24 protein-coding genes are annotated in these 25,211 nt (G+C 36.2%); 16 read left to right on the plus strand and 8 right to left on the minus strand.

The genetic code is table 11. The features are described 5' to 3' along the window. Positions 1 to 49: 49 nt before the first annotated feature. A complete protein-coding gene (locus CDZ89_RS08720; protein WP_100333537.1) occupies positions 50 to 679 on the minus strand; it encodes a ferric reductase-like transmembrane domain-containing protein in 630 nt (209 codons plus the stop codon). Positions 680 to 828: 149 nt separating this feature from the next. Here CDZ89_RS08720 and CDZ89_RS08725 point away from each other — a divergent pair, with 149 nt between their 5' ends. Beyond that, entirely contained in the window at positions 829 to 1,317 is a 489-nt protein-coding gene (locus CDZ89_RS08725) for a hypothetical protein (protein ID WP_100333538.1), read from the plus strand. Positions 1,318 to 1,370: 53 nt separating this feature from the next. Here the strand turns inward: CDZ89_RS08725 and CDZ89_RS08730 are convergent, their stop codons facing one another. Then, positions 1,371 to 1,955: a hypothetical protein gene (locus CDZ89_RS08730; protein ID WP_227521471.1), complete on the minus strand. Its 585-nt coding sequence runs from the start codon at positions 1,953 to 1,955 to the stop codon at positions 1,371 to 1,373. Positions 1,956 to 1,977: 22 nt separating this feature from the next. Here CDZ89_RS08730 and CDZ89_RS20125 point away from each other — a divergent pair, with 22 nt between their 5' ends. From CDZ89_RS20125 to CDZ89_RS08770, 8 genes are all read left to right on the plus strand, one after another. Continuing rightward, positions 1,978 to 2,139: a hypothetical protein gene (locus CDZ89_RS20125; protein ID WP_227521472.1), complete on the plus strand. Its 162-nt coding sequence runs from the start codon at positions 1,978 to 1,980 to the stop codon at positions 2,137 to 2,139. A 195-nt stretch (positions 2,140 to 2,334) separates the two neighbouring features. Continuing rightward, positions 2,335 to 2,748, plus strand: coding sequence for a hypothetical protein (locus CDZ89_RS08735; RefSeq protein WP_096153910.1), 414 nt, complete (start codon positions 2,335 to 2,337; stop codon positions 2,746 to 2,748). Positions 2,749 to 2,765: 17 nt separating this feature from the next. After that, positions 2,766 to 3,224 carry a hypothetical protein gene (locus tag CDZ89_RS08740; RefSeq protein WP_100333540.1) on the plus strand — a complete coding sequence of 153 codons (459 nt, stop codon included), beginning with the start codon at positions 2,766 to 2,768 and terminating at the stop codon, positions 3,222 to 3,224. Between the two features lie 201 nt (positions 3,225 to 3,425). Then, positions 3,426 to 4,226, plus strand: a complete 801-nt coding sequence (locus tag CDZ89_RS08750; RefSeq protein ID WP_096153914.1) for a hypothetical protein — start codon at positions 3,426 to 3,428, stop codon at positions 4,224 to 4,226. Then, complete coding sequence (locus CDZ89_RS08755; RefSeq protein WP_096153916.1) at positions 4,216 to 4,536, plus strand: hypothetical protein; 321 nt, start codon at positions 4,216 to 4,218, stop codon at positions 4,534 to 4,536. Before CDZ89_RS08750 ends, CDZ89_RS08755 begins: the two co-directional genes overlap by 11 nt. A 76-nt stretch (positions 4,537 to 4,612) precedes the next feature. Beyond that, positions 4,613 to 4,921 (plus strand): hypothetical protein, encoded by a 309-nt coding sequence (locus CDZ89_RS08760; RefSeq protein WP_227521473.1) that lies wholly within the window; start codon positions 4,613 to 4,615, stop codon positions 4,919 to 4,921. An 18-nt stretch (positions 4,922 to 4,939) separates the two neighbouring features. Continuing rightward, the gene (locus CDZ89_RS08765) at positions 4,940 to 8,593 is read left to right on the plus strand and encodes a cupredoxin domain-containing protein (RefSeq protein ID WP_100333541.1); all 3,654 of its coding nucleotides are present in this window, start codon (positions 4,940 to 4,942) and stop codon (positions 8,591 to 8,593) included. 18 nt (positions 8,594 to 8,611) lie between these two features. After that, positions 8,612 to 9,214 carry an SCO family protein gene (locus tag CDZ89_RS08770; protein ID WP_100333542.1) on the plus strand — a complete coding sequence of 201 codons (603 nt, stop codon included), beginning with the start codon at positions 8,612 to 8,614 and terminating at the stop codon, positions 9,212 to 9,214. 238 nt (positions 9,215 to 9,452) lie between these two features. On the opposite strand, the gene CDZ89_RS08775 is transcribed toward CDZ89_RS08770, so the two are convergent. From CDZ89_RS08775 to CDZ89_RS19620, 4 genes are all read right to left on the minus strand, one after another. After that, entirely contained in the window at positions 9,453 to 10,547 is a 1,095-nt protein-coding gene (locus CDZ89_RS08775) for a Ger(x)C family spore germination protein (RefSeq protein WP_157842704.1), read from the minus strand. Further along, positions 10,544 to 11,644: a GerAB/ArcD/ProY family transporter gene (locus CDZ89_RS08780; protein ID WP_100333544.1), complete on the minus strand. Its 1,101-nt coding sequence runs from the start codon at positions 11,642 to 11,644 to the stop codon at positions 10,544 to 10,546. The genes CDZ89_RS08775 and CDZ89_RS08780 overlap by 4 nt, the downstream gene beginning before the upstream one ends. Before the next feature lie 5 nt (positions 11,645 to 11,649). Beyond that, positions 11,650 to 13,119 carry a spore germination protein gene (locus tag CDZ89_RS08785; RefSeq protein WP_198508236.1) on the minus strand — a complete coding sequence of 490 codons (1,470 nt, stop codon included), beginning with the start codon at positions 13,117 to 13,119 and terminating at the stop codon, positions 11,650 to 11,652. Between the two features lie 308 nt (positions 13,120 to 13,427). Continuing rightward, on the minus strand, positions 13,428 to 13,577 hold the full coding sequence (locus CDZ89_RS19620) for a hypothetical protein (protein ID WP_157842705.1): 150 nt from the start codon (positions 13,575 to 13,577) through the stop codon (positions 13,428 to 13,430). Positions 13,578 to 13,933: 356 nt separating this feature from the next. On the opposite strand from CDZ89_RS19620, the gene CDZ89_RS08790 reads away from it, so the two are divergent. Further along, on the plus strand, positions 13,934 to 14,944 hold the full coding sequence (locus CDZ89_RS08790) for a DUF3231 family protein (RefSeq protein WP_100333545.1): 1,011 nt from the start codon (positions 13,934 to 13,936) through the stop codon (positions 14,942 to 14,944). Between the two features lie 162 nt (positions 14,945 to 15,106). Here the strand turns inward: CDZ89_RS08790 and CDZ89_RS08795 are convergent, their stop codons facing one another. Continuing rightward, entirely contained in the window at positions 15,107 to 16,834 is a 1,728-nt protein-coding gene (locus CDZ89_RS08795) for an ABC transporter ATP-binding protein (protein ID WP_100333546.1), read from the minus strand. 147 nt (positions 16,835 to 16,981) lie between these two features. After that, on the minus strand, positions 16,982 to 17,287 hold the full coding sequence (locus tag CDZ89_RS08800) for a hypothetical protein (protein WP_096153927.1): 306 nt from the start codon (positions 17,285 to 17,287) through the stop codon (positions 16,982 to 16,984). Positions 17,288 to 17,587: 300 nt separating this feature from the next. On the opposite strand from CDZ89_RS08800, the gene CDZ89_RS08805 reads away from it, so the two are divergent. The 6 genes from CDZ89_RS08805 to CDZ89_RS08830 all read left to right on the plus strand — a co-directional run bounded on the left by CDZ89_RS08805 (position 17,588) and on the right by CDZ89_RS08830 (position 24,786). Beyond that, positions 17,588 to 19,120 carry a malate:quinone oxidoreductase gene (locus CDZ89_RS08805; protein ID WP_100333547.1) on the plus strand — a complete coding sequence of 511 codons (1,533 nt, stop codon included), beginning with the start codon at positions 17,588 to 17,590 and terminating at the stop codon, positions 19,118 to 19,120. 143 nt (positions 19,121 to 19,263) lie between these two features. Next, positions 19,264 to 20,706 carry a DEAD/DEAH box helicase gene (locus CDZ89_RS08810; protein ID WP_096153931.1) on the plus strand — a complete coding sequence of 481 codons (1,443 nt, stop codon included), beginning with the start codon at positions 19,264 to 19,266 and terminating at the stop codon, positions 20,704 to 20,706. 167 nt (positions 20,707 to 20,873) lie between these two features. Then, positions 20,874 to 22,013 (plus strand): YibE/F family protein, encoded by a 1,140-nt coding sequence (locus tag CDZ89_RS08815; RefSeq protein ID WP_406564882.1) that lies wholly within the window; start codon positions 20,874 to 20,876, stop codon positions 22,011 to 22,013. Further along, positions 22,010 to 22,762, plus strand: a complete 753-nt coding sequence (locus tag CDZ89_RS08820) for a YibE/F family protein (protein ID WP_100333548.1) — start codon at positions 22,010 to 22,012, stop codon at positions 22,760 to 22,762. The genes CDZ89_RS08815 and CDZ89_RS08820 overlap by 4 nt, the downstream gene beginning before the upstream one ends. Before the next feature lie 81 nt (positions 22,763 to 22,843). Beyond that, positions 22,844 to 24,538 carry a ribonuclease J gene (locus CDZ89_RS08825; RefSeq protein WP_100333549.1) on the plus strand — a complete coding sequence of 565 codons (1,695 nt, stop codon included), beginning with the start codon at positions 22,844 to 22,846 and terminating at the stop codon, positions 24,536 to 24,538. A gap of 89 nt (positions 24,539 to 24,627) precedes the next feature. After that, entirely contained in the window at positions 24,628 to 24,786 is a 159-nt protein-coding gene (locus CDZ89_RS08830; RefSeq protein WP_096153937.1) for a DUF3934 domain-containing protein, read from the plus strand. Positions 24,787 to 25,211 lie beyond the last annotated feature (425 nt).

Here is a 25,211-nt window from a genome sequence, read left to right on the forward strand (position 1 = left end):
TATTAAAATCGAATAGTAAGTATAGAAAATAAGAGGCGGTGTACATCTCTTATTTTCTTTTGTCTCTTTTAACAAAAAAAATAAAGCCAACTATCTGAAAAAGTAAAATGAATGATACTAAGATAATAAAAGGAATTCGTAACCAGTTAGAATGATCTGTAAAATGTAGAAATAAAAAATAAACAGTATGCAGGACCACTAATAAATACAATGTCGTAGCTTTACTTTGAACATATTTCCAAGCTTTTTTGCCTAATAATATCTTGCTCTTATTGTTAGAAGTAGCAAGTAATAATAGAAAATAAACTAATCCAATAATACCTATCAAATTAGCTAGTGCAAAACCAGGGTGGATGATCCAATCTCCTCCAACCGGCGTGAATATAAAAAACAACCTCTCAAACTTCCATTCGATCCAACCATTAAAAATGATAAGAACATGTGCAATTGCAGTTAATGCAGCCCAAATACCAACGGTCCTTCTCCAAGGTATCAGTTTCCTTATAGATGTAAATATTCTTGAAAGTGGACCTAAGAGGATAATCACCGCCAAATATAAAAGTGAAACATCCGCAAACGCCCTGTTCCAAGCATGCATCGGTTGCATATCGGACCTGCTAAATACGAACAAGGACATTAAAACACTGGAGATAAATACTAAAACTGCATGCTTTTTCATGTTCCGTCCTCCTTTTCCATATCTACTAGTTAAGGTCCTACACAACAATCTGTATCTAACTCAATAATATACAATATTCAAAACTACATAGCCTATTTCTAGAACTCCATAACAAAAACCTTCATATTGTAAAACAAAGGAGGGGGAATATGGAAGATAGATGGAAGATGCAACATGAATATAGAATAAAATGTGACAATAATTATAAAGATGAAAAGCACAACATTACTGGAATAGTGTGTCATGTTGGTGTTGGATATGTAGATATTCAATTGAGTAACACAAATGTTCAAAGAGTACTAGTTTCAAAAATAAAAGACTTTAAAAAGTTCGATGAAAATTGTGTGAACGATTGTTTTAATAATGTTGCAGATTGTAGTTGCTCCAACTACAGAAAGAGTTCAGACAGTTGTTCCTGCCATAATAGTCCTAAATCGCAATGTAACAAATGCAGACACCATTATCACAATTGTCGCTGTGCACAAAAACAATTGAAAAAAAGTAAGATAAAAGATTTTGTCATTCCTTTTTGTGATGATAGGCTACAACTTAGGCTTTCCGGTTTAACGGATACGATAAGTTATGATTTGCTAAGAGTATTAGGATGTAAAGTTAGACTAGAGATAGATTGTGATTAAAAAAAGAAAGGTAGTTTACACCAATCTGTGAACTACCTTTCTTTAGTTAAACGTTAGTTTTTAGTACAAACAATGTTTAAAATACATATCTCATCAAAATCAACTGCAAATTTTTCACCGAATTCTTCCAGAATAATGGATCGATCATTTACTTCTACAATTCGACCATACACTTCTAAAGCAGAATTCTCCTTTTGAACATAAGCATAACAACAAACAAAGCTCTCCATCAATAACGGAAGACTAATGCCAATAAATATATTTAGTAAATATGGACTTCTCGAAACCACTTCACTAAAATGAAACGTCAATTCTCTTCTCAAACAAGGGTCAATGGTCAGCAGCTTAGGTTCGTGAAGAGGCTGCTCACATTCCTCTTTTTCTATCGAAACGATTCTCTCCATTGGAATAATACTTAAGCTTTCTTTTTCCTCTAAAATGATAAAATCTAGCCCCGCATCTCGTAGTATGCCGTTTACTTTATTGTTATTTTCGTGGCAGCAAGCCGTAACAGAAACTCGTTCTTCACGCAAAGGGCGCAAACTTAGTTGTAGTGCTCGATCTGTCACGTCATCTCCCAATGCAATAGCTAAAAGTAATTCATTTGCCTCTTCGATACAAGCTTCTAATTCCTCCAATTCCCTCCGTGATAAGGAACTAGTGGGGGAAGGGAATTTTGGTTGTGGAATAGATTCAGGACAATCGCAAGGAATACAAAAATCTTCGTCCGTTTTAGTAGCAGGTACAGATTCTGGACAACAAAACGTAGTTAGCCGGATATCTTCCATTTCATCATTACAAGCTTCTGTATTATTAGGATAAAACCGTTTAAACAAAGTTTTATAATAAGAGATATTAATCACCCTCTTTCTTTCCTTATTGATAATGTATGGGTGAATTACCATTTGTTGTTGGGCAAAAGGAGGAATGTTACAACTTGCTTATAGAAACTTTTGTAAATAAGTATAGGCCAACCTCTCTTCATCATAATCCTTTATAGTGAGGAGAGGTTAGGCTATGTTGAATCTAGGTTATATCCTTTATGGAAATGTATTATTAACGGGATTATTATATGTGTACTTACTTAAAGTGAGAAAACGAATAGGGTTTCAGCTAGGTATGAGTCTATCTATGCTTATAAGTAGCTTTGTTGCGCTCGTATTCGGAGTCATTCTAATTTTCCAGTTTCCTCTTCATTTTATCTTCGTAACCATCGCTTCTACTTTAATTGGATTAGTGGTTGGGGCATTATTCGGGTTATTGTTTGATTATCAGACGATGATAACAGGCTATACTGCAGGTCTAATGACGGGAATTATGGCTCCTATGATTGGAGCATCTGTAAATGATAGTTTTCTCTTTTTATTATTATTAGAAGGTGTTTTTGTGACGACCATTTTACTGGCGTTTCTATCTACAAAGCACACATAGAGGCGAGGTAAAGATATATGACGCTCGTTTTGTTTTTCTTCGTTCAACTTACATTACTAGTGATTAGTATCCGGATGTTTTATAAAAAAAGAAAATTATTTACGAATCGATTTAGTATGATTATGTCCATCACGTTTAGTAGTGTGTGGAGTTTACAACTTTCATTGCTCCTTTTTATGATTAGTTTAAAAAACACACCAACGTTATGGGGTATAGTTGTACTACTTGGAGCGTCAATTGGAACCATTTTTGGTTCCATGTCTAAATTTCATTCACTGATTGCAGGATTCTCACATGGTGTGATAGGTGCAATGATGGGTGCCTCACTAGCAGCCGTCATTTTAGATCCTTCCATTTGCAGTTTACCAATTAACTATGCAACAACCGTCGAGCAAAATTTGCTGGTGATAAGTACATTTGGACTTTGTATTAGTGTGACCACTTTTGGTGTCATGTTCTATTCACTCAAAGTGTAGGCGCTGTTAAGGTTTGTATTGATTTTTGATACCTATCCAGCAGTTGATTTCCGCGCTAGTCGTAGACTCCTGCGGGAGTAGCGGGGGACTGGAGACCCGCAGGCGAAACCGAGGAGGCTCCAGCCACGCCCGCGGAAAGCGGAGACTTGCGCGGAAATCAACTGTGGTCTTAACAGAGCCAAAGTTAAAGGAAGTGATGCAATGGAAAAGAAAGAACAATCTAAATCTGTTATCTATTTAAACGATTATATTCGAGCGTTAAATGAAAAGATTCAAAAGGAAGAGAAAGTAGAAGATTACGAGAATGAATTAAATGAAAAAACAGGGAAAGGTCTAACTTCTCCAACATCCATACACTCAAAAGAAAGAGCACGTTTATTAATGGAATATATTGAACATACGAACATTCAACAGTTAACTAGGATAAATGAAGAAAGGGGAAGGATCCTCAACTTAAAAAAGTTTTTAAAAAGTAAAAGAAACCAACAAGTAGAGGTTTATTTTAAATTAGGGAAAGAATCAATTCGTAAAGAAGGGAAAATAGATACAGTTGGCAGAGATTTTTTTATATTAACGAATTTGAAAAACCGCATATGGATTCCATATTATGTGATCCAATCAACAAACATTGTTTACGGAGTTCCCACCTACTCCAACGCACACCAACATTACTTATATGACAACAACTTGCGAGAAAAACTAATTCACCAATTCGGAGACACAGTTAGAAGGAGAGATGCTTTAAAACAGCAGTTTTTTGAAGAATCATTAAGAACAAACCTAGAAAGTTGGAGTCAAACGTGGGTAACGATTTATGAAAGCGATACAAAAAAGCATGTTGGGAAATTAGAGCATATTGATGAAAAAACAGTAAAGCTTTCATTTTTCATGGGAAGTACAACGGTACATTTAAAAAACATAAAGCTCGTTGAAACAGTTCGTTTATTAACACTGCTAAGGTTTTCGGTGCAAAAAATAAAGGAGGGGTTCCATGTCAAATAATGAGCCGAATCAAAATCCATCAAACCCGGCACAAGATGATTTAGTTAGGCAACTTACCTTTTTAAAAGGGGAAGAAATACTTATCGTAACAGAATCAGACCAACTGAACTTGTTTGGTCAAACATTCAGACCTATCTTTTGCGGAACGATTGTTGAAGTGAATTTAGGAAGTGTCACGCTCTTTCCTATCAATATAAAAATAATAAATGCGCCACAATTCCAATTCCCTACACCACTAACGATTCCTCTCGAAAAAATAGCTCAATTTTCACCTGAATTCGACTGCGATACACGTTTTCCATTAACATAAATCAATTCATCATTAGGGTTCGTTTTTCGTCACATTATGATACTGACTCACCTAAAAAGGGGGCTTGTTACGTTTTATGAGTAATCCTATGCACTTACAAAAACTAGCGGAAACTTCCATTAACCCGATACATGACCAAGCGCTTGTAGAACAATTCATTAAAGGAATTGGTAAAAAAATAATCGTTATCACTCCATCCTTTCCATTTGTTTTTATTGGAAAACTAACAGATGTTATTGAAGATTATGCTGTCGTGAACGTATCGGTAACCTCTATATCAGAACTAGAAAACAGAGATTGGTATATTCATATTCATAATATCGAACTGTTTTATATTCAACAAAAAGGAATGCCTCCAATACCAGAACTTAGAGACAAATTCTAGAGTGGGAGGGGGATGTATATGAAACGTCATTTTCATGTTGTAGCAATTCCGATTAATATCGTACTGAATAATTTTGGTGACTATAATCGGGACGGTATGATGTATGTGCTAAAAGAAAATGAAAAAAAAGTAAAAGAGTTAGTGAAAAAGAAACCATTCACCCCAGTAGATTTAGTTCAACCTTTATGTTTAAGAGCAAATGTGGGAGACGAAGTAGAAGTTCTTTTTGAAAATCAAATTCATTACGCAACAGGTATGCATTTTCAGGAACTAGATTATAATGTTCTAGATTCAGATGGAGCGCTTGTTGGTTATAATCCAAGTAGTTTGGCAGAACCTGGAAAGAAGATCATGTACAAGTTTCATGTAGGTCATGAAGGGATTTGCATTTTTTCGGATTTAGGTAACCCTTCTTCTAACGAAAAAGGATCTAATATAAATGGTTTGTTCGGCTGTTTAATCGCAGAAAAACGAGGTTCGTGGTGGACAGATCCAAAAACAGGATGTGAATTGACATGTGGTGTAGATGCAGATGTACACCATCCATTCTTACCTTCTTTTCGAGAGTATACATGGATTTTTCACGATGAAATGCCAGGGAAAGACATCACAGGTAACTCGCCATTAGATCCTGCGACAAACCAAGATCGCGATTCAGTTCATGCTATAAATTACCGTTACGAACCTTTGCAAAACAGAGTAATGCTAATAGAAGAAGGGGTAGTATGTCCAGATTGTGATGGAGAGGAAGTGCATCACGATTCGTGGGTTTTCGGTGATCCGGCCACTCCGATCCTTAAAGGATATCGGGGTGATCCTGCAAAAATACGACTTGTTCATTGTGGAGTAAAAGAAACACATGTCTTTCACTATCATGTTCATCAATGGTATAAAGACCCTTCCAATACAGAATCAGAAATTATTGACGCGCAGGCAATTAGCCCGCAAACATGGTATACAGTGGAACCACATTACGGCCTAGGTTCTTTATCAGGATCAATCGGTGATGCAGTTATTCATTGTCATCTATATCCACATTTTGCTGTAGGTATGTGGGGGATGAACAGAATATTTGACACGTTACAGGATGGAAGTCAATGCTACCCAAACGGTGTAAAGATAGATCCGTTACAACCTTTACCAGACCGACCTTGCCCTCCTAAACCTACAAAAGAAAGACCAGGATTTCCAAACTTCATCCCAGGAAAAGTTGGGTGTAAAGCCCCAAGGCCACCACTTTCCATTGTCGGTGGAAGAGGGATGACTGAATTAGAAAAAAATGCTGCAGTACCAAACGCACGTCCAGGAGCTGTATTTACTGACCCGTGTGTAATCGTTGAAAATCCAGTAGTAAAAGAATTTAACATTTCACTTATCCAATTAACAATTGTGTACAATAAGGCAGGCTGGAATGATCCAGAAGGAAGAATTTACGTATTAGATGAACATGTAGACGACGTATTACACGGGCGAAAAGAACCAGAACCGCTAATCATTCATATGACGGCTGGTACATGTATTCGAATCAACTTTACAAATCGTACTCCTGAGTTACTTGGAGGTAATGCATTCCAATTAGTAAGTAGAACGTATGAAGCAGCTGTTCACGTTCATTTTGTAAAATTTGATGTACTCGTTTCAGATGGAGCTAACGTAGGCTGGAACTATAATTCTAGTGTTCTTCCAGGTGAAACAATTCGTTACGAATATTTTGCAGATGTTGAATTAAAAGCATGGTTCTTTCATGATCATTTATTTCCAGGAATTCACCAACAACATGGTGTATTTGGTTCTGGCGTGGTACATGCACGATTTAGCGAAGTAATGGACTCCTCGACTGGAGAAGAAGTGAAAAGTGGAGCACAGGTAACGGTTACACATCCTTTCATTCCCGATTATCGTGACTTAGCGCTGATGGTTCAAGATTTCACCATTCTTTTTGATAAAGATGGATGTCCAATTGCACCGCCGCCATATCCGAACTCACAAGATGATCCGGGGGTTTTTGCGGTTAATTATAAAAATGAACCTTTACAATTCCGGTTAGGGGAAGAGTGTGATCCAGCATATTCATTTAGTTCTTTTGTTAAGGGGGACCCTATTACACCAATTTTGCAATGTTATGAAGGGGACTCATTAAGAATTAGGCTTCTACAAGGCGCACAGGAAGAATCTCATAGCTTTAACATACATGGATTACGGTGGAAAGCAGAGAGGCCTGACCAAGAAACAAGTTTTAAAGCGCAACAGCATATCGGAATATCCGAATCATTCACTATTGAAACGTACGCGTCTCGACACGGCGACTATTTATGGACTTTTGAAACAGAAGAAGATTTATGGAACGGATTATGGGGGCTAATCAGGGCACATAATGAGGAAGTAGATTGTCTCATACCGCTACCAGATCGCGCACCACCTTCTAAGAGAACAGTTCCATTACCAGAGCCCACGTGCTTACCGCCAGCCCCTGTAAAAGAAGTACCATCACCTGGGCCAGTTAATGCACCTATTAAAAAGTTTGATATTGTAGCATTTCATGTCAAAATTCCGTACAGCAAGTGGGGAGAACATGATCCGTTTGGTATAGTTTTTTCGTTAGCGGAAGACGTAGAATCAATTAAAAAAGGAAAAAAACCTATAGAACCATTAGTAATTCGAGCAAACCAAGGCGATGTTGTTGTAATAAAGTTAACCAATAAATTAGAAAAAGGACGATTTCCATACCCAGACGGAGTTTGGAAGTATCCACCTGTAAAAGAGCAAGCTTTTTATCCTCCATCTTTGCGAATTTCTTTACATGCACAATTAATAGATTACGATGTAAAAACATCTGCTGGAGAAACGGTAGGCTTTAACCCAGATCAAACCGTGGGAATTGGAGAGACTATAACGTATAAGTGGTATGTTGATTTACAAGTTGGAGCATGTGGAATGTGGGACATGGCAGATATTCGTAACCACCGATCATTAGGAACGTTTGGAACATTTATCGCAGAACCGAAAGGAACCGCTTATCTACACCCAAAAGATGAAACCGAAGTAAGAACAGGAAGTAACGTTATACTAAGGAATCCATTTTTACCTGATATGAGGGAATTTGTACTAATGATGTATGACGGAGCACGGTTGTTAGATAAAAAAGGAAAGTTAATATTTGATCCTGTCGATGGTGTGTTAGGTGGTGTGGACCCTGATGAATTGGATGATTTATTAGATACGTATGATAACGGATCAAGAGGCTTTAACTACCGAACAGAAAGGCTAATAAACCGATTAAACGCAGTTCCTTCTTTAAAGGACTTATTCAGCTCAAAAGTTCATGGTGATCCTTCTACTCCGTTATTTGAAGCATATCCGGGAGATCCAATGATTGTGAGGCTAGTAAATCCATCAGAGCGTAGAAGAGCACACACATTCCATATTCATGGACACTACTGGAAAACAGATGACAAAGATCTTACGGCACAAACGAAATCATTTGAGGGTGAAATAGTGGCAGGGTATGCTACAAATTTAAAAATACACTATGGTGCTGGTGGGTATTTGCGATTACCTGGAGATTATATGTACCGCTCTGGTAATATTCGCTGGGATATCGAACAAGGGATGTGGGGAATATTACGTGTTCATCGAGACAAAAAGAAATGGTTGCGACGTTTAAGAAGGTAACGAAAACGGGTGCATAACATGAATAAGATTGGAAAATGGATTCTTTTACTCCTAAGTGGTGTTGGTTTTTTTCTAGTTGGTTGGCTTTGGCCGAATGAAGAAATTTTGCCAAGTTTAAAGCATGTGGAGCCGTTTGTAGTAGAAGAAGTTGTTTCTGAACAAATATACAAGTTTGATAATGAGAAAGTAAAGTTAGTAGCTTTTTACTTTACCTATTGTCCCGATATTTGTCCAACTACGATGGTTGACTTAGCCCAGTTACAAGTTCGGTTAGAGGAAAATGATTTGTTAGGAAATAAAGTGGAACTCGTGTCGATTACATTAGATCCTACTAATGATACAGAGGAAGTAATCCAAAACTATGCGGAAATCTTTCAATCCAATCCTTCTGGGTGGAAGTGGTTAAGGGGGAGCGAAGAAGAAACGAGGAAAATAGCAAGTGCATTCCAAATGCAATACCAAATCCAAGACGGAAAGGTAATTGCCCATTCTGTTAATATGTATCTGCTAGATAAGGAAAATATGATACGTGCCATCTATACTATGGCGAATGTAGAGAAACCGATGAATCTTGAAGGAATTATAAGAGACATGGAGCTTTTGAGTTCTGAGTTTAAGTAACTAAATGCCCGCCCCATAGTGTTAATGAATTTAACTTGGGGAGCGGGCACTTTTTTTTTACAATGTATTTATTTGTTAAACGTGGACCAATGTATGCTACACCTACTCCATAAAACCTATCCCGCAGCAAATTTAGTCAAGATTCCATTTGAAAATTGAAAATAATTATAATATAAACGCAACCCTACCTGATAATTAGCTTCGACACACAAAATTCAACTAATAACAAACAACCTCATCACCGGATAGTCCCTGGTGAAACTATAGTAGTTTGAACATCAACGACTACATTCGCATTTTTAAAAGCCTTATTCCATTCTTCTTTAGACCAATTTTTCGCATTTTTAATGTATACTTTTTTTCCTAAACTAAGTGGGTCAATTTCTAGTTCTTGAAATAGTTGGATTACTGTTTCTAGATTATTATTTAACTCTTCATTTATTTTTTGTTCAATTTCTATTTGATGTTGAACTTTATCGAATTTCATAGTACCCTCATAGTCCACAAGACTTCCTTTTACATTTAAGTTTAAGTGTATGGTTAAGTTTTCTAAATCACTATTAGTTACAAGCTTAAAGTCAGTATTTACAAACCGTAGGACTGCTATTTTATCATCCTGATAATTAACACTCATATCTGGTATTTTCTTTCTTTTTTTTAGTCCTTCAATCAGTTTTGCTTCTTCAGGGGTAATGGCTCTAATTAATTTATCTCCTTTGAATAGTGCTACTTTTGTAATTTTTACGCTGTCCTCCATTAATTCTAGATAGGGGGTAATAGGATCAGAAATTTGATCTGTATATTTATTTATAAATGAATGAACAGTAGAGAATGGATTAAAGGTAACAATGGTTCTAGGAGTAAGTAGTTCATTGAAATATATATTTATTTCGGGATTATTATTGTAAGGTTGAGAGAGTATATCTTCAACCGAACCTTTAACAACAGCAATTAAAACGTTAGACCCTACCAAAGGGTCGCGATAAAGATGTTCCAACATTTCAAATATGCCTATTTTAGTAGCGTATTCTTCACTAAACAAAATCACTCGTAATTGTGCTAGGGATAAAAGCTTATCCGATTGAGTGGAAACTTCTAAAACTGCTTGATGTGGTACTTCCACGATTGCTGTCCCCATTTGAGAAGACTCTTCTTCTCTAGATGGAGAAAGAGTAACCGTAACTTTGGCATGTTTTTCATCCACATAATCAAACCCCATAATTCCTACCATCCCTAAATCTTCTATCACAGGATATTCTACAGAAGGGTCATTACAACCAAAAAGAAGAGGAAAAATGAGAACTACAACAGCTAGAATTTTAAATTTTCTCACTGATTTCCGCTCCTTTTCTTCATCATACTTCTTAGATAGTAAGTAATAAGTAATAAAATCGGTAGTAAGAGTAAAATATAGCCGTAAAATACGCTCCATTCGGCAAATAGAAGAAGTTGCATCGGAAATGGAATGGGCCCATTCATCAAAAACCAAGAAGCAAACGCAACAACGTATAAGTGCCAAGTTCTATTTTTATGATTAGAGATGAAGGAATCTAGCGACTTCTTTGCTACCCATAAATATGCCGCTGCAGTAGACAATACTAGAAATACCCATAGTGAAGTTCCAAAAACTTCAATGCGCTCAACAAATGCTAATTTTACTGCCTGAAACAAGTTCAAAATAGGAAAAAGTAGATTATTTAATTGCCATTTTGAGAAATATACAACACTAGCTATTACGATTACCGTATATGTAGCGACCGTAATCCATATTCCAATGGAAGCATGAAGTAATGCTTTTCGTTTATTGATAATATTTGGATAAAAAAATGCAATGAGGCCAAAACCGAAATAAGATTGGAAACCTTGATGAATGCCTAGGCCCCAATCGGCCCAACTAACCTCAAAGGTAGGAATAAGATGTACAAAATCACCTGTCTGGAATGCCCACTTTAGGAAAAAGACCATCCATATTGTTGCAAAGAAGGAAAATATACAAAACCTAGCTATACCTACTATCCCACCTTGAGCAATAAGGATGAGTGAGATAAACAAGAGAATAGAAGTAACAAATAACGTGAAATGAGGTAGAATCACGGATTGTACTAGTCGCAAATAGGTATGACTAACGGTGGCCACTTGGATTACGCCGTAGAGTAAAATAATAAGTTGAATAAGTTTTCCTAACCATTTCCCCCATACTTTTTCCACAATTTTCAAAAAATGATCTTGTGGAAATTTACTACATAATATAATGATGGGCACTAAAAGAATATTAGCGATAATTCCAAGGATAATTGGAACAAGCCAAGAGTTGTACCCTAAAACACTAACCTCATTTGGCAACGAAAGCAAACCAATACCAATCATGATATTTTGGACTAAAAATATTACATGATATTGATCGAGCTTCTCAATTCGCTCCTTGTTCATAACCCTTACTCCTCATCTAATGGTCTAATCAAGTCTTTCTTTGCTCTCGAAATACCAGGTCTTTTAATAATGTAATTTACAGGTACGCGTATGATACTATTTAATAAATCCGACCATTTTCTTGGTATTACCGGGGAAAAATAGGATGAACCAAGTGAAGTTAAACTTAGCAGATGATTCATAAGCCAGGCAAGAGTTACCAATTGTCCAAACATCCCGAATAATCCAGCTGTAATGATAAATAAATAACGAATAACTCGAATCGCATTACTCATTAAGAAGTTAGGCGGAATAAAGGATAGTAATGCAGATGTTGCAACTAATACAATTAAAATATTACTTGCTAAACCGGCTTCTACAGCAGCTGTTCCAATGACAATACCACCTACGATACCAATTGTTTGTCCGATTTTTGTAGGCATTCTAGAACCGGCTTCCCGTAAAATTTCAATGACCAACTCAATAATTAAAACTTCCAAAATGGGTGGAAAAGGAACTTTTGCTCGAGAATCTGCTATTATAGTCAGTAATTGAGGCGGTAGCATAGATGGATGAAAAGTTAAAACGGAAACATAAGTGGAAGTTAATAAGATAGAGAGAAAGAATCCAGCTACTCTTATTGTTCGTAACAACGTTGCAGTTGTCCATCGATTATAAGAATCTTCCGGAGAAATAAACATTTCTAAAAAAGTAGCCGGTAAAATAGCCGCCTCAGGACTCCCGTTTAACATCACCAGTATTTTCCCATTTAACAATTCGTTCATTGCGTTATCTGTTCTTACTGTTATGCCGAATTGTGGAAAAGGAGAGAAAGGCTTGTCCTCTAATAATTGCTTTAAGACAGGCATACCAATAAAACCTTGATATTCTATGTTGTTCAGTCTTTCCATTACCCTTGCTACATTTTCATCGTTCGCAATATTTGCCATATACATGATTGTGACGGAATTATTCGTTTCCGTTCCGAGGAAGATGGTTTTTGACTTAAGTTGAGTGGATCTAATTCTTCTTCTTAAAAGAGATATATTCGTTTCAATCGATTCTATAAAAGCATCTTGAGGCCCTAAAATAGTCGTTTCATTTTCTGGAGCTGTTATCGAACGTTCTGTCACACTAAATGTAGGGACTACCCAAATCTGTTGAGTTGTTTCAGCAAACACAACTGTGGAACCACTTGCAATATCATGTAATAGTTCCTGGATTGTTTCGGAAGAAAACGATCTATACTTATTTAACGTAATATGCACTTCATTAAGTAAAGTGGCTTTGTTCAAAGGATCAATTAGAAGGTCATCAATTCTCATCACATCAACTAATGTAGATAAATAAAATAGAGTGATTGTTTCATCTTCAACAAAAATTTCCTTTTGAACTAAGTCATGTATATCTTTCAAATGAAGAAGTAATAACTCTTTTGTAACCGCTTCATCCGATGATACATTACACTTCTTATTAGAGGTTAGTTTCTCGGACAAAATACTAACTTCCCTTCATTTCATACTAAAAATATAGATGCTACCCTGAAAAGAAATAGAAACGGTATTATATGTTGATGATAGCAAGAGGAACTCGCTTTCCGCGGGTGGTCAAAAGGAAGGTTATTTTCACTGTCGTGAAAAAAACTACTCCTCAGCGCTTTCTTGCCTGCGGGGTCTCCCTTGACGCACTTCTCCCGCAGGAGTCTCGCACCTCGTGCTATCATCAACTTGTTTGGGATACGAATTCAGAATGTTTTTCTAACTTTTCATTTCCTATACTACTAATTTTTAACTTGTATGGAGTTCTAGTTTTTTATGTATGGAAGCTCATTAATTCTTTTATGAATCTTCAAAACATATGCAATAATAACGGAACTAAATATACTAGATAAAATGGCACTTCCAACTCCCATCCAAATAACCATTAATAATTTTCCTTTATAGTCTGCAAACATAAAAAAACCACCCCATAAATTTAATAATGTTAGATTATACAGAAATTATAAAAATATACAAATGAACTTAGGGGATAGGGAATTTAACCCAAACGTGCCTAGGTCTTAAGTAAACTCCAAATAAATTATTATACAATAGGAAATTCTTAGTCTTCGTAACTTTATATGTATAAAGAAACTCAAAAAATTTATGCATTAGAAATTAGAAGAACTTTACATAGAAAATAATTTGGTTGGCTATCATAAAAAAGTCTATATTTTAAAAGAGGATTTTTCAAAACAAGGTAAATTTTGGAACAGGATGTTGGCTCAAATGGATCAATGGAACTGTCCCAAAAATTCACGGGAGGTTTAAGATGGATAAATTCACCCATAGTACTAGAATTACTTCCACAGAACTGGCAAATCTATGGTCACAATACATAAACGATAGTTTGTCCCGATGCATGCTTCGCTATTTTATTCACAATGTTCAGGATAAAGATATAGCGGCTGTCTTGAGGTTTGCGCTTAAGTTATCGGAGAGTCATCTTGAAAAAGTAGAAAGTATTTTAACAAATGAAAAATTTCCAATCCCCAAGGGCTTTACAGATGAGGATGTTAAAGTAGATGCTCCAGCATTATTTACTGATACTTTTTTAATTGTGTATATTCACGTTATGGCGATACATGGATTAACAAGATATGCCGGTGCTTTAGCTTCCACAGTAAGAGCAGATCAAAGAAAATATTTTATGAAAGTAATTTCCGAAACAATGGAACTGCATGATATGGCAACTGAAACCCTTTTAAATAAAGGAATTATTTCTAAACCGCCAACTTTTAACAACCATCAATCAGTTGAATTTATAAGTAAACAAAAATTTTTAACTGGTTGGTTTGGAAAACGTAGACCAATCTCTGCATTAGAAGTTAGTGGTGCTTTTCTTAACATGAAAAAAACAATGTCAAAATCGGTTTTAGAATTAGGTTTTAGTCAAGTGGCTCATTCGAAAGAAGTTCGCAAATATATGGAAAGAGCTAGGCATTTATGTAATAAACATTTTGAAGTTCTAGCATCCATGTTAAAAGAGGACAATCTACATATTCCGAGTACTTACGATACAGAAGTTACGGATTCTACTATTGCTCCTTTTTCCGATAAACTGATGTTGTACTTAGTTGCCAGCTTACTTTCTTCAGCTATTGGGTATTATGGAGAAGCGATGTCTATGTGTCAACGATTGGATTTATCGGCACACTACGCTAAAATGATTGCTGAAATAGGAATATTGGCAGAAGATGGTATGAACCTTCTTATCGATAATGAATGGATGGAACAACCACCAATGGCAACTGACCATGAAAAATTAGCAAAAAAGAAATAATATTAGGCGGATGTAGAGGGAGAAGAAGGGATTTTAGTACCCCTAAGTACTTATGAACTATCAATCTGTCGCTCAGTAAACAAAGAAAAAAGCATTAAATTGCTATGCAATTCAATGCTTTTATTCGTGCGGGGACAAACACTATTTTGAGAAACCATCAACCTATGAATAGATGGATGCGTGCTGATGGGAGTGTAACTTGGTGAAAATTCCATTTTTGTTGGCAAGCAATTCCGCATGAGTTCCATCTTCTACGATACCATTCTCGTTCACTACTAGAATTCTGTCGGCATTACGTATCGTTGCCAATCGATGTGCAATAACTAGTGTCGTACGATTTTTAGCAAGTTCTGTCAATGCTTCCTGAATAATAGACTCTGTTTCTGTATCTAATGCAGACGTTGCTTCGTCCAAAATGAGAATTCGTGGATTTTTCAAGAACATACGAGCAATAGACAAACGCTGCTTTTGTCCACCAGACAGCTTCAATCCTCTTTCACCAATTTGAGTATCATACCCATCTGGTAAGGAAGCAATCAATTCGGTAAGGTGGGCACGTCTACAAGCCTCTTCCATTTCCTCTTGTGTTGCGTCCAACTTTCCATAAGCGATATTTTCTCTTAAAGTACCTGTAAATAGAAACACATCTTGCTGTACAATTCCGATATTAGAACGAAGAGATTCTTTTGTCATATCTCGAATGTCCATTCCATCTATTGTAATAGAACCTTCTTCCACGTCATAGAAACGAGGGATTAACGAGCAAATCGTCGTTTTTCCAGCTCCAGAAGGTCCGACAAATGCAACAGTCTGGCCAGCTTTAATAGAAAAACTTAACTCATTTAAGATAGTTCTATTTTTATCATAGCCAAAGCTCACATTATTAAATGCAATATTCCCATTTAATGCGGGAACTTCTATAGCATCCGGACGGTTCTCAATATCTGGTTGTTGATCCATTAACTCTGTGAATCTCTTAAAACCAGCCATTCCTTTTGGATATAACTCTAGTAATGCACTAATTTTATCAATTGGCTTAAATAACACGTTTATATATAGAATAAACGCCACTAATTCACCGTAAGTCAATGCACCCGAAAAGCTTAGCCAAGCTCCATAAACTAATATAACTAAAGTCATGAGGCGAGTCGTGATGTAAATTCCTGATAAATTCACACTCATCACTTTATAAGCTTTTAATTTTGAAGCACGGAAGAATAGATTGTTTTCATCAAAGCGCTTCTTTTCATATTCTTCATTTGTAAAAGATTGAACAACACGTGCGCCTGAAACGCTATCTTCCACTCTAGCATTCACGTCCGCAATATTTCCGTACATCTTCGTCCATGCTTGATTCATTTTTATGTTGGAGTAAGAAATAAGCCATACGAGAAACGGAACAATAATAATCGCAACAAGTGCAAGTTTAGTATTGATGACTAGCATAATCCAAAACGCACCGATAAAGGTCATAATAGCAATAAACAAATCTTCAGGTCCGTGATGAGCAAGCTCGCCAATATCCATCAGGTCGTTCGTAACCCTACTCATAACGTGGCCTGTTTTTGTATTATCAAAAAAGGTAAACCCTTGGCGCTGCACGTGATAAAATAATTCCCTTCTCATATCTGTTTCAATATTAATCCCAAGCTTATGTCCCCAATAGTTGACGACAAACTGCATACTGGAGCTTAATAGATAAAGAGTAAGTAATCCAGCACTAACTGCAAGTATCGTACTCCAATTTCCGTCAGGAAGTAGACTGTCAATAAACCAGGACACTGCTAGAGGAAAACCAAGCTCTAATAAACCAACAAAAACCGCACACACAAAATCAATGTAAAAAAGCTTTTTATGTGGCCTGTAATAACTAAAAAAACGTTTTATCATAAAAGGCACCCCCAAAGTAACTATTAAATTTTAGTTGAAAAGAGAAAAATTAACAATAGAAAAATTTCTAAAATTATGAAAAGGGGGAGTTGGTTTGCTTTCATAAAAAAAGCTGTTGAGTTAGCTTCAACAGCTTTTAACATGAAGTTATAACAAATAATTATAATTAACTCTTGCTTCAGAAATAATGAAGACTTTATCGTTTTTTCGCTCCACTTTCACACTAAATTTATTTGGATTTCCTAACACATGTATTTCAGCATGAGGTGTCATCTCAAGGTGATCGAGAAAACGTGTTCTAAACTTTACATACGATTGCTTTCCTAATTGAAAACGAACAAGTAGTTTTTTATGTTTTTTCTCACAAAAAAGCGCTTCATGTAAATGTTCATCCGTTAATTCTTTCCCAATTAAACCGTTTAATCTTTCCGTAATATCTCCATTTTGAATCATAATTCTCTTACCTTCCTTTATATATAACTTTCCAAGATAATTATATCATGTGGATTGTTTCTGTTTACACCATAATTCTAAATATAGATAATTTAATACTAATGCCTGTTGATTTCGTGCAAGGCTGATATATTAATAAATAAGTATTTTAATTTTTTTAAAAATAATGATACACTATGAATAGGTTAAAATGAATTCAAATTGGTGTGTGCCTAAGTACTGCTTGGCAGACGACAGGGGTTATAGTAGGTACGCCTACATCCTTTTTGTAAATCATCTTAGGGGATAAGGAAGGTAGAAATGAGTAGCAGACAAACAAATTCAGACGTTATCTTAATTGGTGCTGGTATCATGAGTGCGACTTTAGGGGCTATGTTAAAAGAATTAGCACCAGACTGGAACATAAAAGTGTTTGAAAAGCTTGAACGTGCAGGAGAGGAAAGTTCTAATGAATGGAACAACGCAGGAACTGGACATGCTGCATTATGTGAGCTGAACTACACGAATGTAAAGCCAGACGGCACGGTTGATATTAGCAAAGCAATAAAAATAAATGAACAATTTCAAGTGTCGATGCAATTTTGGTCATACCTTGTTGAAAACAAGTTGATTAAAAATCCACAAGATTTTATTAAACAATTACCTCATATGAGTTTAGTACAAGGGGAGCTGAATGTTTCTTTCTTGAGAAATCGATTTGAAGCGCTTTCACGTAACCCTTTATTTGCTGGAATGGAATATACCGAAAATCCAGAAACGCTAGAGGAATGGGTCCCGCTGATTATGCAAGATCGGAAACAAAAAGAACCTATTGCGGCTACTAAAATTGATACAGGTACAGACGTCAACTTCGGCGCATTAACGCGTATGTTGTTTGACCACTTAAACAAAAAAAATGTTGAATTAAATTACAACCATAGCGTAACTGGTATAAATCGTACTAGCGACGGCAGGTGGGAGTTAAAAGTAAAGAACCTTGCTACTGGTACAGTTGAACGTCATACGGCAAAATTCGTCTTTATCGGAGGCGGGGGAGGAAGCATCCATTTACTTCAAAAATCAGGTATCCCTGAAGGAAAAGGTATTGGAGGATTCCCAGTTAGCGGTATTTTTATGGAATGTAAAAATCCAGAAATTATCGCTCAACATCATGCAAAAGTATACGGAAAAGCAAAAGTTGGTGCTCCACCGATGTCTGTTCCGCATCTTGACACACGCTTTATCGATAATAAAAAATCATTACTATTCGGACCTTTTGCTGGATTTACACCAAAGTTCTTAAAAACTGGTTCTATGTTTGATTTAATCACTTCCGTTAAGCCGAACAATGTGATAACAATGTTAGCAGCTGGTGCAAAAGAAATGCCATTAACGAAGTACTTGATTCAGCAAGTGATGTTATCGAAAGAACAGCGTATGGAAGAACTTCGCGAATTTATCCCGAACGCCAAAAGTGAAGATTGGGATTTAATTGTAGCCGGACAACGTGTACAAGTAATAAAAGATACAGAAGCTGGCGGCAGGGGAACACTTCAGTTTGGAACAGAAGTAATTACTGCTGAAGATGGCTCGATTGCAGCATTACTTGGAGCTTCTCCAGGAGCTTCAACAGCCGTATCTGTAATGTTAGAATTAATGGAAAAATGTTTCCCGGAATATATCCATTCTTGGGAACCAAAGATAAAAGAGATGATTCCTTCATATGGCTTGTCATTAATGCATGAGCCTGCACTCATTGAAGAAATTCATGCAACAACTTCAAAAACGCTTGGATTCACAGGCAAAAGGTCAGCAACACTTAAAAGAAAAGCAAAAATGTTACAAGAAGCATAAACTGCCAATCTGGCGGTCTATGCTTTTTTTTGATTTCATCCGGTTCTTACACATTGTTTCTCTTATTTGAAGTATAATAAACATAGTCAGATTTTGAAGTATGATGTAGAAGTCGGATAAATTATAATAAATGAGGTAAGTAGATGAACAAAAGTTTTGAAATGTATGGATTAAGTGAAGAAATTAGCAGAGCACTTAATGTGCTGAAATATACAACACCAACAGAGGTCCAATCTGAAGTAATCCCAAAAGCATTGGAAAAGAACGACCTAGTTGTAAAATCACAAACAGGAAGTGGAAAGACAGCTGCGTTTAGTATTCCGGTTTGTGAATTAATTGATTGGGAAGAAAGAAAACCACAAGCATTAATTCTTACCCCAACTCGTGAGCTTGCCGTTCAAGTGCGGGAAGACGTAACAAACATTGGTAGGTTCAAACGAATAAAAGCGATGGCGGTGTATGGTAAAGAACCGTTCGCCAAACAAAAAGAAGAATTAAAACAAAAAACACATGTAGTAGTAGGTACACCTGGTCGGGTAATGGATCATATTGAACGAGAAACACTAGTCTTAGACGAAATCAAATATTTAATCATAGACGAAGCAGACGAAATGCTAAACATGGGCTTTATTGATGATGTGGAAGCTATTATTTCTAAAATCCCATCAAACAGAGTTTCCATGTTGTTTTCAGCAACTTTACCAAGTGACGTAGAAAAATTATGCAGTAAGTTCATGAGAAATCCTATTCACATTGAAATTGCTTCTACCGGAATCACAACAAACACAATCGATCATCGTTTAATAGAAGTGAAAGAGGCCGATAAAATTGCGCTTTTAAAAGACATTACCGTTGTCGAAAATCCAGACAGTTGTATCATTTTCTGTAAAACAAAAGAAAACGTCGATACTGTTTTTATGGAATTAGAAAAAGCGAATTACTCTTGTGAAAAACTGCATGGTGGACTGGAGCAAGAGGACAGATTTGCTGTTATGAATGGTTTTAAAATGGGGAATTTCCGCTATCTTGTTGCAACAGATGTAGCAGCTAGAGGAATTGACATTGATAATGTAACGATTGTTATAAACTACGACGTTCCAATGGAAAAAGAAAGCTATGTTCACCGTACCGGGAGAACTGGCCGTGCTGGTAATAAAGGAAAAGCAATTACTTTTGCAACACCTTACGAAAATAAATTTGTCAAAGCAATCGAGCGATATATCGGCTTTGAAATCCCTACAATGGAAGCACCTGAAGCTCAAGAAGTTTCAAAAGGACAAGCTGCATTTGATGAAAAAATTAGTGGTCGCCGTGTGGTGAAAAATAATAAAACAGCACGAATCAACAAAGATATAACAAAACTACATTTTAGTGGTGGGAAAAAGAAGAAACTCCGACCAGTTGACTTTGTTGGAACAATCACAAACATTCCTGGTATTAATTCCGATGACATCGGAATCATTACCATTCAAGACTCCATGACATATGTCGACATCCTGAACGGAAAAGGTTCACTAGTCATTCAAGCAATGCAAGATTTAACGGTCAAAGGAAAGAAACTGAAAGTAAGCAAGGCAGTTAAATAATAATACTTTTTAGGACCTGACCTACGGTTTATTCATACACTGTGGGTCAGGTCCCATTTTCTGTTTGCTACTCTTCATAAAAAATCCTTCTCGAGGAGGGACTAACACCTGTCCGCGATTTCGCATTTCTGTTAAGATAGAAATCAGGTAATTGGAGGGGTTTATACTTGAACATGATGTTAGATAAAATGAGAAAAATAACATACATACAAATTACGTTGTACACGTTTTTAGCAGTCTGCTTTGTTGCGTCTATTGTTTTCGTTTACAATAACCATTCGTTTTATGAACAACCGATTGCAAAAGTGCTAGAAGTGGAAGTAGAAGATACGAAGGAAACGATGGACATGTTTGGGAATGAGGATGTTTTACATAATCAAAGAATCATAGCGGAAGTGTTAAACGGAGAGGAAAAAGGTCATTTTTTTACGTTCGTTAATGAATATTCTACATCTGGTGCGTATGACAATCCGTATAAGGTTGGTCATGAAGTGTTTGTAAATATAGATTCGAAGGTTGATGAGAATTCAGGCTTAACTGGTACAATATCTGACCTGAAACGTGATAAACATCTTATGATTATTGCTTGGATATTTATTTTCATGCTACTTATTGTTGGGAAAAAACAAGGACTGTATTCTATTTTAACTTTAGGGATCAATGCTGTAATTTTATCTTACACGTTAGATGTCTATTTAAGTAGGCCACATTGGAACTTAGTATTAATTGCTGGAGTGAGTGTACTCTTCTTTACGGTTATTTCCTTTTTGTTCGTAAACGGCTTTAATGAAAAAACGTATGCAGCCATTATAGCGACATTAGTAGCAACATTCGTATTAATCGTTATAGCCTATCTCGTCATTTGGTTAAGTAACAGTCAAGGGCTACGTTATGAGGAAATGCAATTTTTAACCCGAAATCCAGAAATGATTTTTCTCGCCGGTGTGTTAGTTGGATCACTTGGAGCAGTAATGGATGTTGCCATTACGATGTCTTCTTCCATCTTTGGATTGTATGAAAAAAACAACCAAATCTCGGTAGAAGCGTTGAAAGCTTCGGCGATGGATATTGGCAAAGATATTATGGGAACGATGTCTAATATTTTGTTTTTTGTATACATAAGTGGTTCCATCCCAACGCTTGTATTGTATATGAAAAATGACATTATGTGGAGTTACATGTTTACAATGAATCTCTCACTGGATATAGCAAGAGCACTAGCCGGTGGAATTGGCATCGTCCTTACAATCCCAATTGGTATGTATATCACGATTTTCTTTATTAATAGAATGAGGGCAACACAATGAATGTGTTAATCGTATTATCGCTAATTTTATTTATATTAATGGTGCTTATTGGCGGAAAAAAAGGGGCCAGGTCGTTTATTGCATTGTTTTTCAACTTTGTTGTGCTCTTTTTTGCGGTTCTCTTTATGACCGACCCAAATGCCAATCCAATTGTGTTAATTTTAATTGCATGTACGTTGATTAGTTGTGTGAATTTGTTCTTTATTAATGAAGTAAATATAAAAACAATAACTGCTTTTATTTCCACAATCGTTACGTTCATTATACTGTTATTTTTTATCGTACTAGTGACGGAGAGTACCATGATTCAAGGCTTTGGAGTAGAAGAAATTGACGACTTTAGCACGTTTTCTCTTTTTATTGGCATTGATTTTATGAAGCTGGCAGTCGCGGTAATCATTACGAGTACGATTGGTGCGATTGTAGACATTGCTATCTCAATCTCCTCTCCGATGCGCGAAATAGCTTTTCACAATCCGAAGTTGGGAAGGAAAGAATTATTCCATTCAGGTATTAGTATAGGTAGGGACATTTTAGGAACAAGCACAAATACGTTATTCTTCACGTTTTTTGGTGGATACTTGGCATTACTTATCATGTTTAAAGACGTTTCTTACTCGTTTGGGCAAATAGTCAATTCCAAAGTATTTAGTGCAGAAATGCTAACAATCCTCGTTGCAGGAATCGGCGTAGCGCTTACTATACCGATAACGGCTATAATTACGGCGTTTGCGTTGGTAAGGAAATAGATGGTTTGAGGGCAACCAACCAAAAATTGGTTTGTCGAAACACCTGACCCTATTTCTCATTAAAGGGCATACTAAGGCTATATGTATTTATTGGGAGGTATTATCTTGAACCAAAATAACAGCATACTATCTATTTACGCCCTAGGTGGGTTGAATGAGATTGGCAAAAACATGTATGCAATCGAATATGAAAACGATATACTTATAATCGATTGTGGCAATAAGTTTCCGGATGAAAGTCTATTAGGAATTGATTTGATTATCCCGGATATGACGTACTTAGAAGAAAATAAAGAGAAAGTTAGGGCTTTACTTATAACGCATGGACATGAAGATCATATCGGTGGAGTCCCGTTCTTTTTGAAAAAATTCAATGTACCTGTATACGCTACACGATTTACATTGGGCTTAATTGAACTAAAATTAAAAGAACACAAAATATTAAGGGAAAGCGAACTTATAGAAATTAATTCGGATTCAAACTTGAGTTTTGGAAACATAAGCGTAAGCTTTTTTAAAGTGACCCATAGTATTCCAGATTGTTTAGGAATCGTTTTTCAAACACCAGAGGGAAATATTGTGCATACTGGTGACTTTAAGTTTGATCTAACCCCTGAAAATGAACAACATTCCGATATTCATAAAATGGCTGAAATCGGTAATGGAGGAGTATTACTATTACTGTCGGAGAGTACAAATGCAGAACGTCCTGGCTTGACTCCTTCCGAACGGATGGTCGCTGAACATATGGAAGCGGCTTTTATGAAAGCAAAACGAAAAGTTATCGTTTCTACTTTTGCATCTAATATTAGCAGGGTTCAACAAGTCGTGAATGCCGCACAAAAAACGAACAGAAAACTAGCGTTACTAGGTCGCAGTATGGTGAATGTAGTAGATGTTGCGATGGAAAGAGGGTATTTAACCGTTCCAGATGGTATGATGATAGACCAACAAGAAATCAATGAACTACCTCCTGAAAAAGTAACGATTTTATGTACAGGAAGTCAAGGAGAACCAAATGCCGCACTTGCTCGCTTGTCTACTGGAAACTTTCGCGGTGTCGAAATTTTAAGTGATGATATGGTAATTTTCGCGGCAGGTCCTATCCCAGGTAATGAACGTAAAGTAACGAGTATTGTAGACAACCTAATTGGGATTGGAGCAAACGTCATTTATGGATCAGGAAGTTCTTCCGGAATGCATGTTTCTGGTCATGGTTATCAAGAAGACTTAAAACTTATGATAACATTAATGAAACCGAAATATTTTATTCCGATTCACGGGGAATTGAGAATGTTACACCATCACCGTCAGTTGGCAGAACAAGTAGGAGTAGAGCAAGGAAACACGTTTATTCTCAAAAACGGGGAGGTAGTGGATATTGAACAATCTATTGCCCGACAAACTCGAACCGTACCTATTGGAAATGCATACGTAGAAGGTGGAGCTGTTGGAAATGTTGGAGAATTTGTATTACGAGACCGTCAACAGTTTTCAGAGGATGGAATGCTCATCATTGTATTTACTATGAATAAAGTAGAAGGAAAACTACTTTCTGAGCCCGAAACAATCTCTCGTGGATATACCGATGGCGATTTCTCACAACTACGAAAAAACATCAACCGAATCACGAAAACAACGATTAGTGAGCTTAAAGAAACGAATAAAATAAAAGCAAATGTACTAAAAAAAGAAATAAAAAGATCCATCCAACAATATGTGTTCAATCAAACGAGGAAAAAACCAATGATTGTGCCTATAATTATTGAATTATAACGGAAGAAAATCAGAGGTCATCGATAAGACTCACCATTATTGGTGGGTCTAACTTAACTGTTTAACATATTATTCAAGGAGGTGTTGAGATGAGTAAAGCTAAATCAAAAGGTGGAACTGGAAGAGGGACAGGCAAAAAAGGCTGGAACCGCTGGCAATCAAGTGCAAACAAGAAAAAGAGTGCAAAACCTTATAAAAGTAAAGGCGTGAAAAACCCTACTGATGAGAGAAACGGGGACGGGGTTTAATATCGCATTATAAGGCAATAAATTATTGAAAATTCAAAAAACATGAAACTTTTCTTCTCCAACCAACGTATAGAAAGTAACAACTTAATGGGGGAGAAGACCATGTCATGAAACTTTTGCACCTTATCTCCTAAAATACTATTCTAGGCATTGTCAGGGGGAAACAATATGTATTACGAAAGCGTATTATCCGCAATTAATTCCATACTATTTTGTTGGGTAGTATTTCTATTTTTCCAAAGAGTAAACAATCGCTATCCTTATCGAAATTCCTGGAAAAAGGATATCATACTTACATTTGTTCAAAGTGTGGTTATAGTCTTAGTTGCATTACCAATTTTATTCTACTTTATCAATCTATATAATTGAATCAATTTCGTAATTACGTTGAAAAAGAATAGTTTAGTGATATACAAAATAATATG

Origin of the sequence: Bacillus alkalisoli (assembly GCF_002797415.1) — a bacterium.
Classification (GTDB): Bacteria; Bacillota; Bacilli; order Bacillales; family Bacillaceae_I; genus Bacillus_CD; species Bacillus_CD alkalisoli.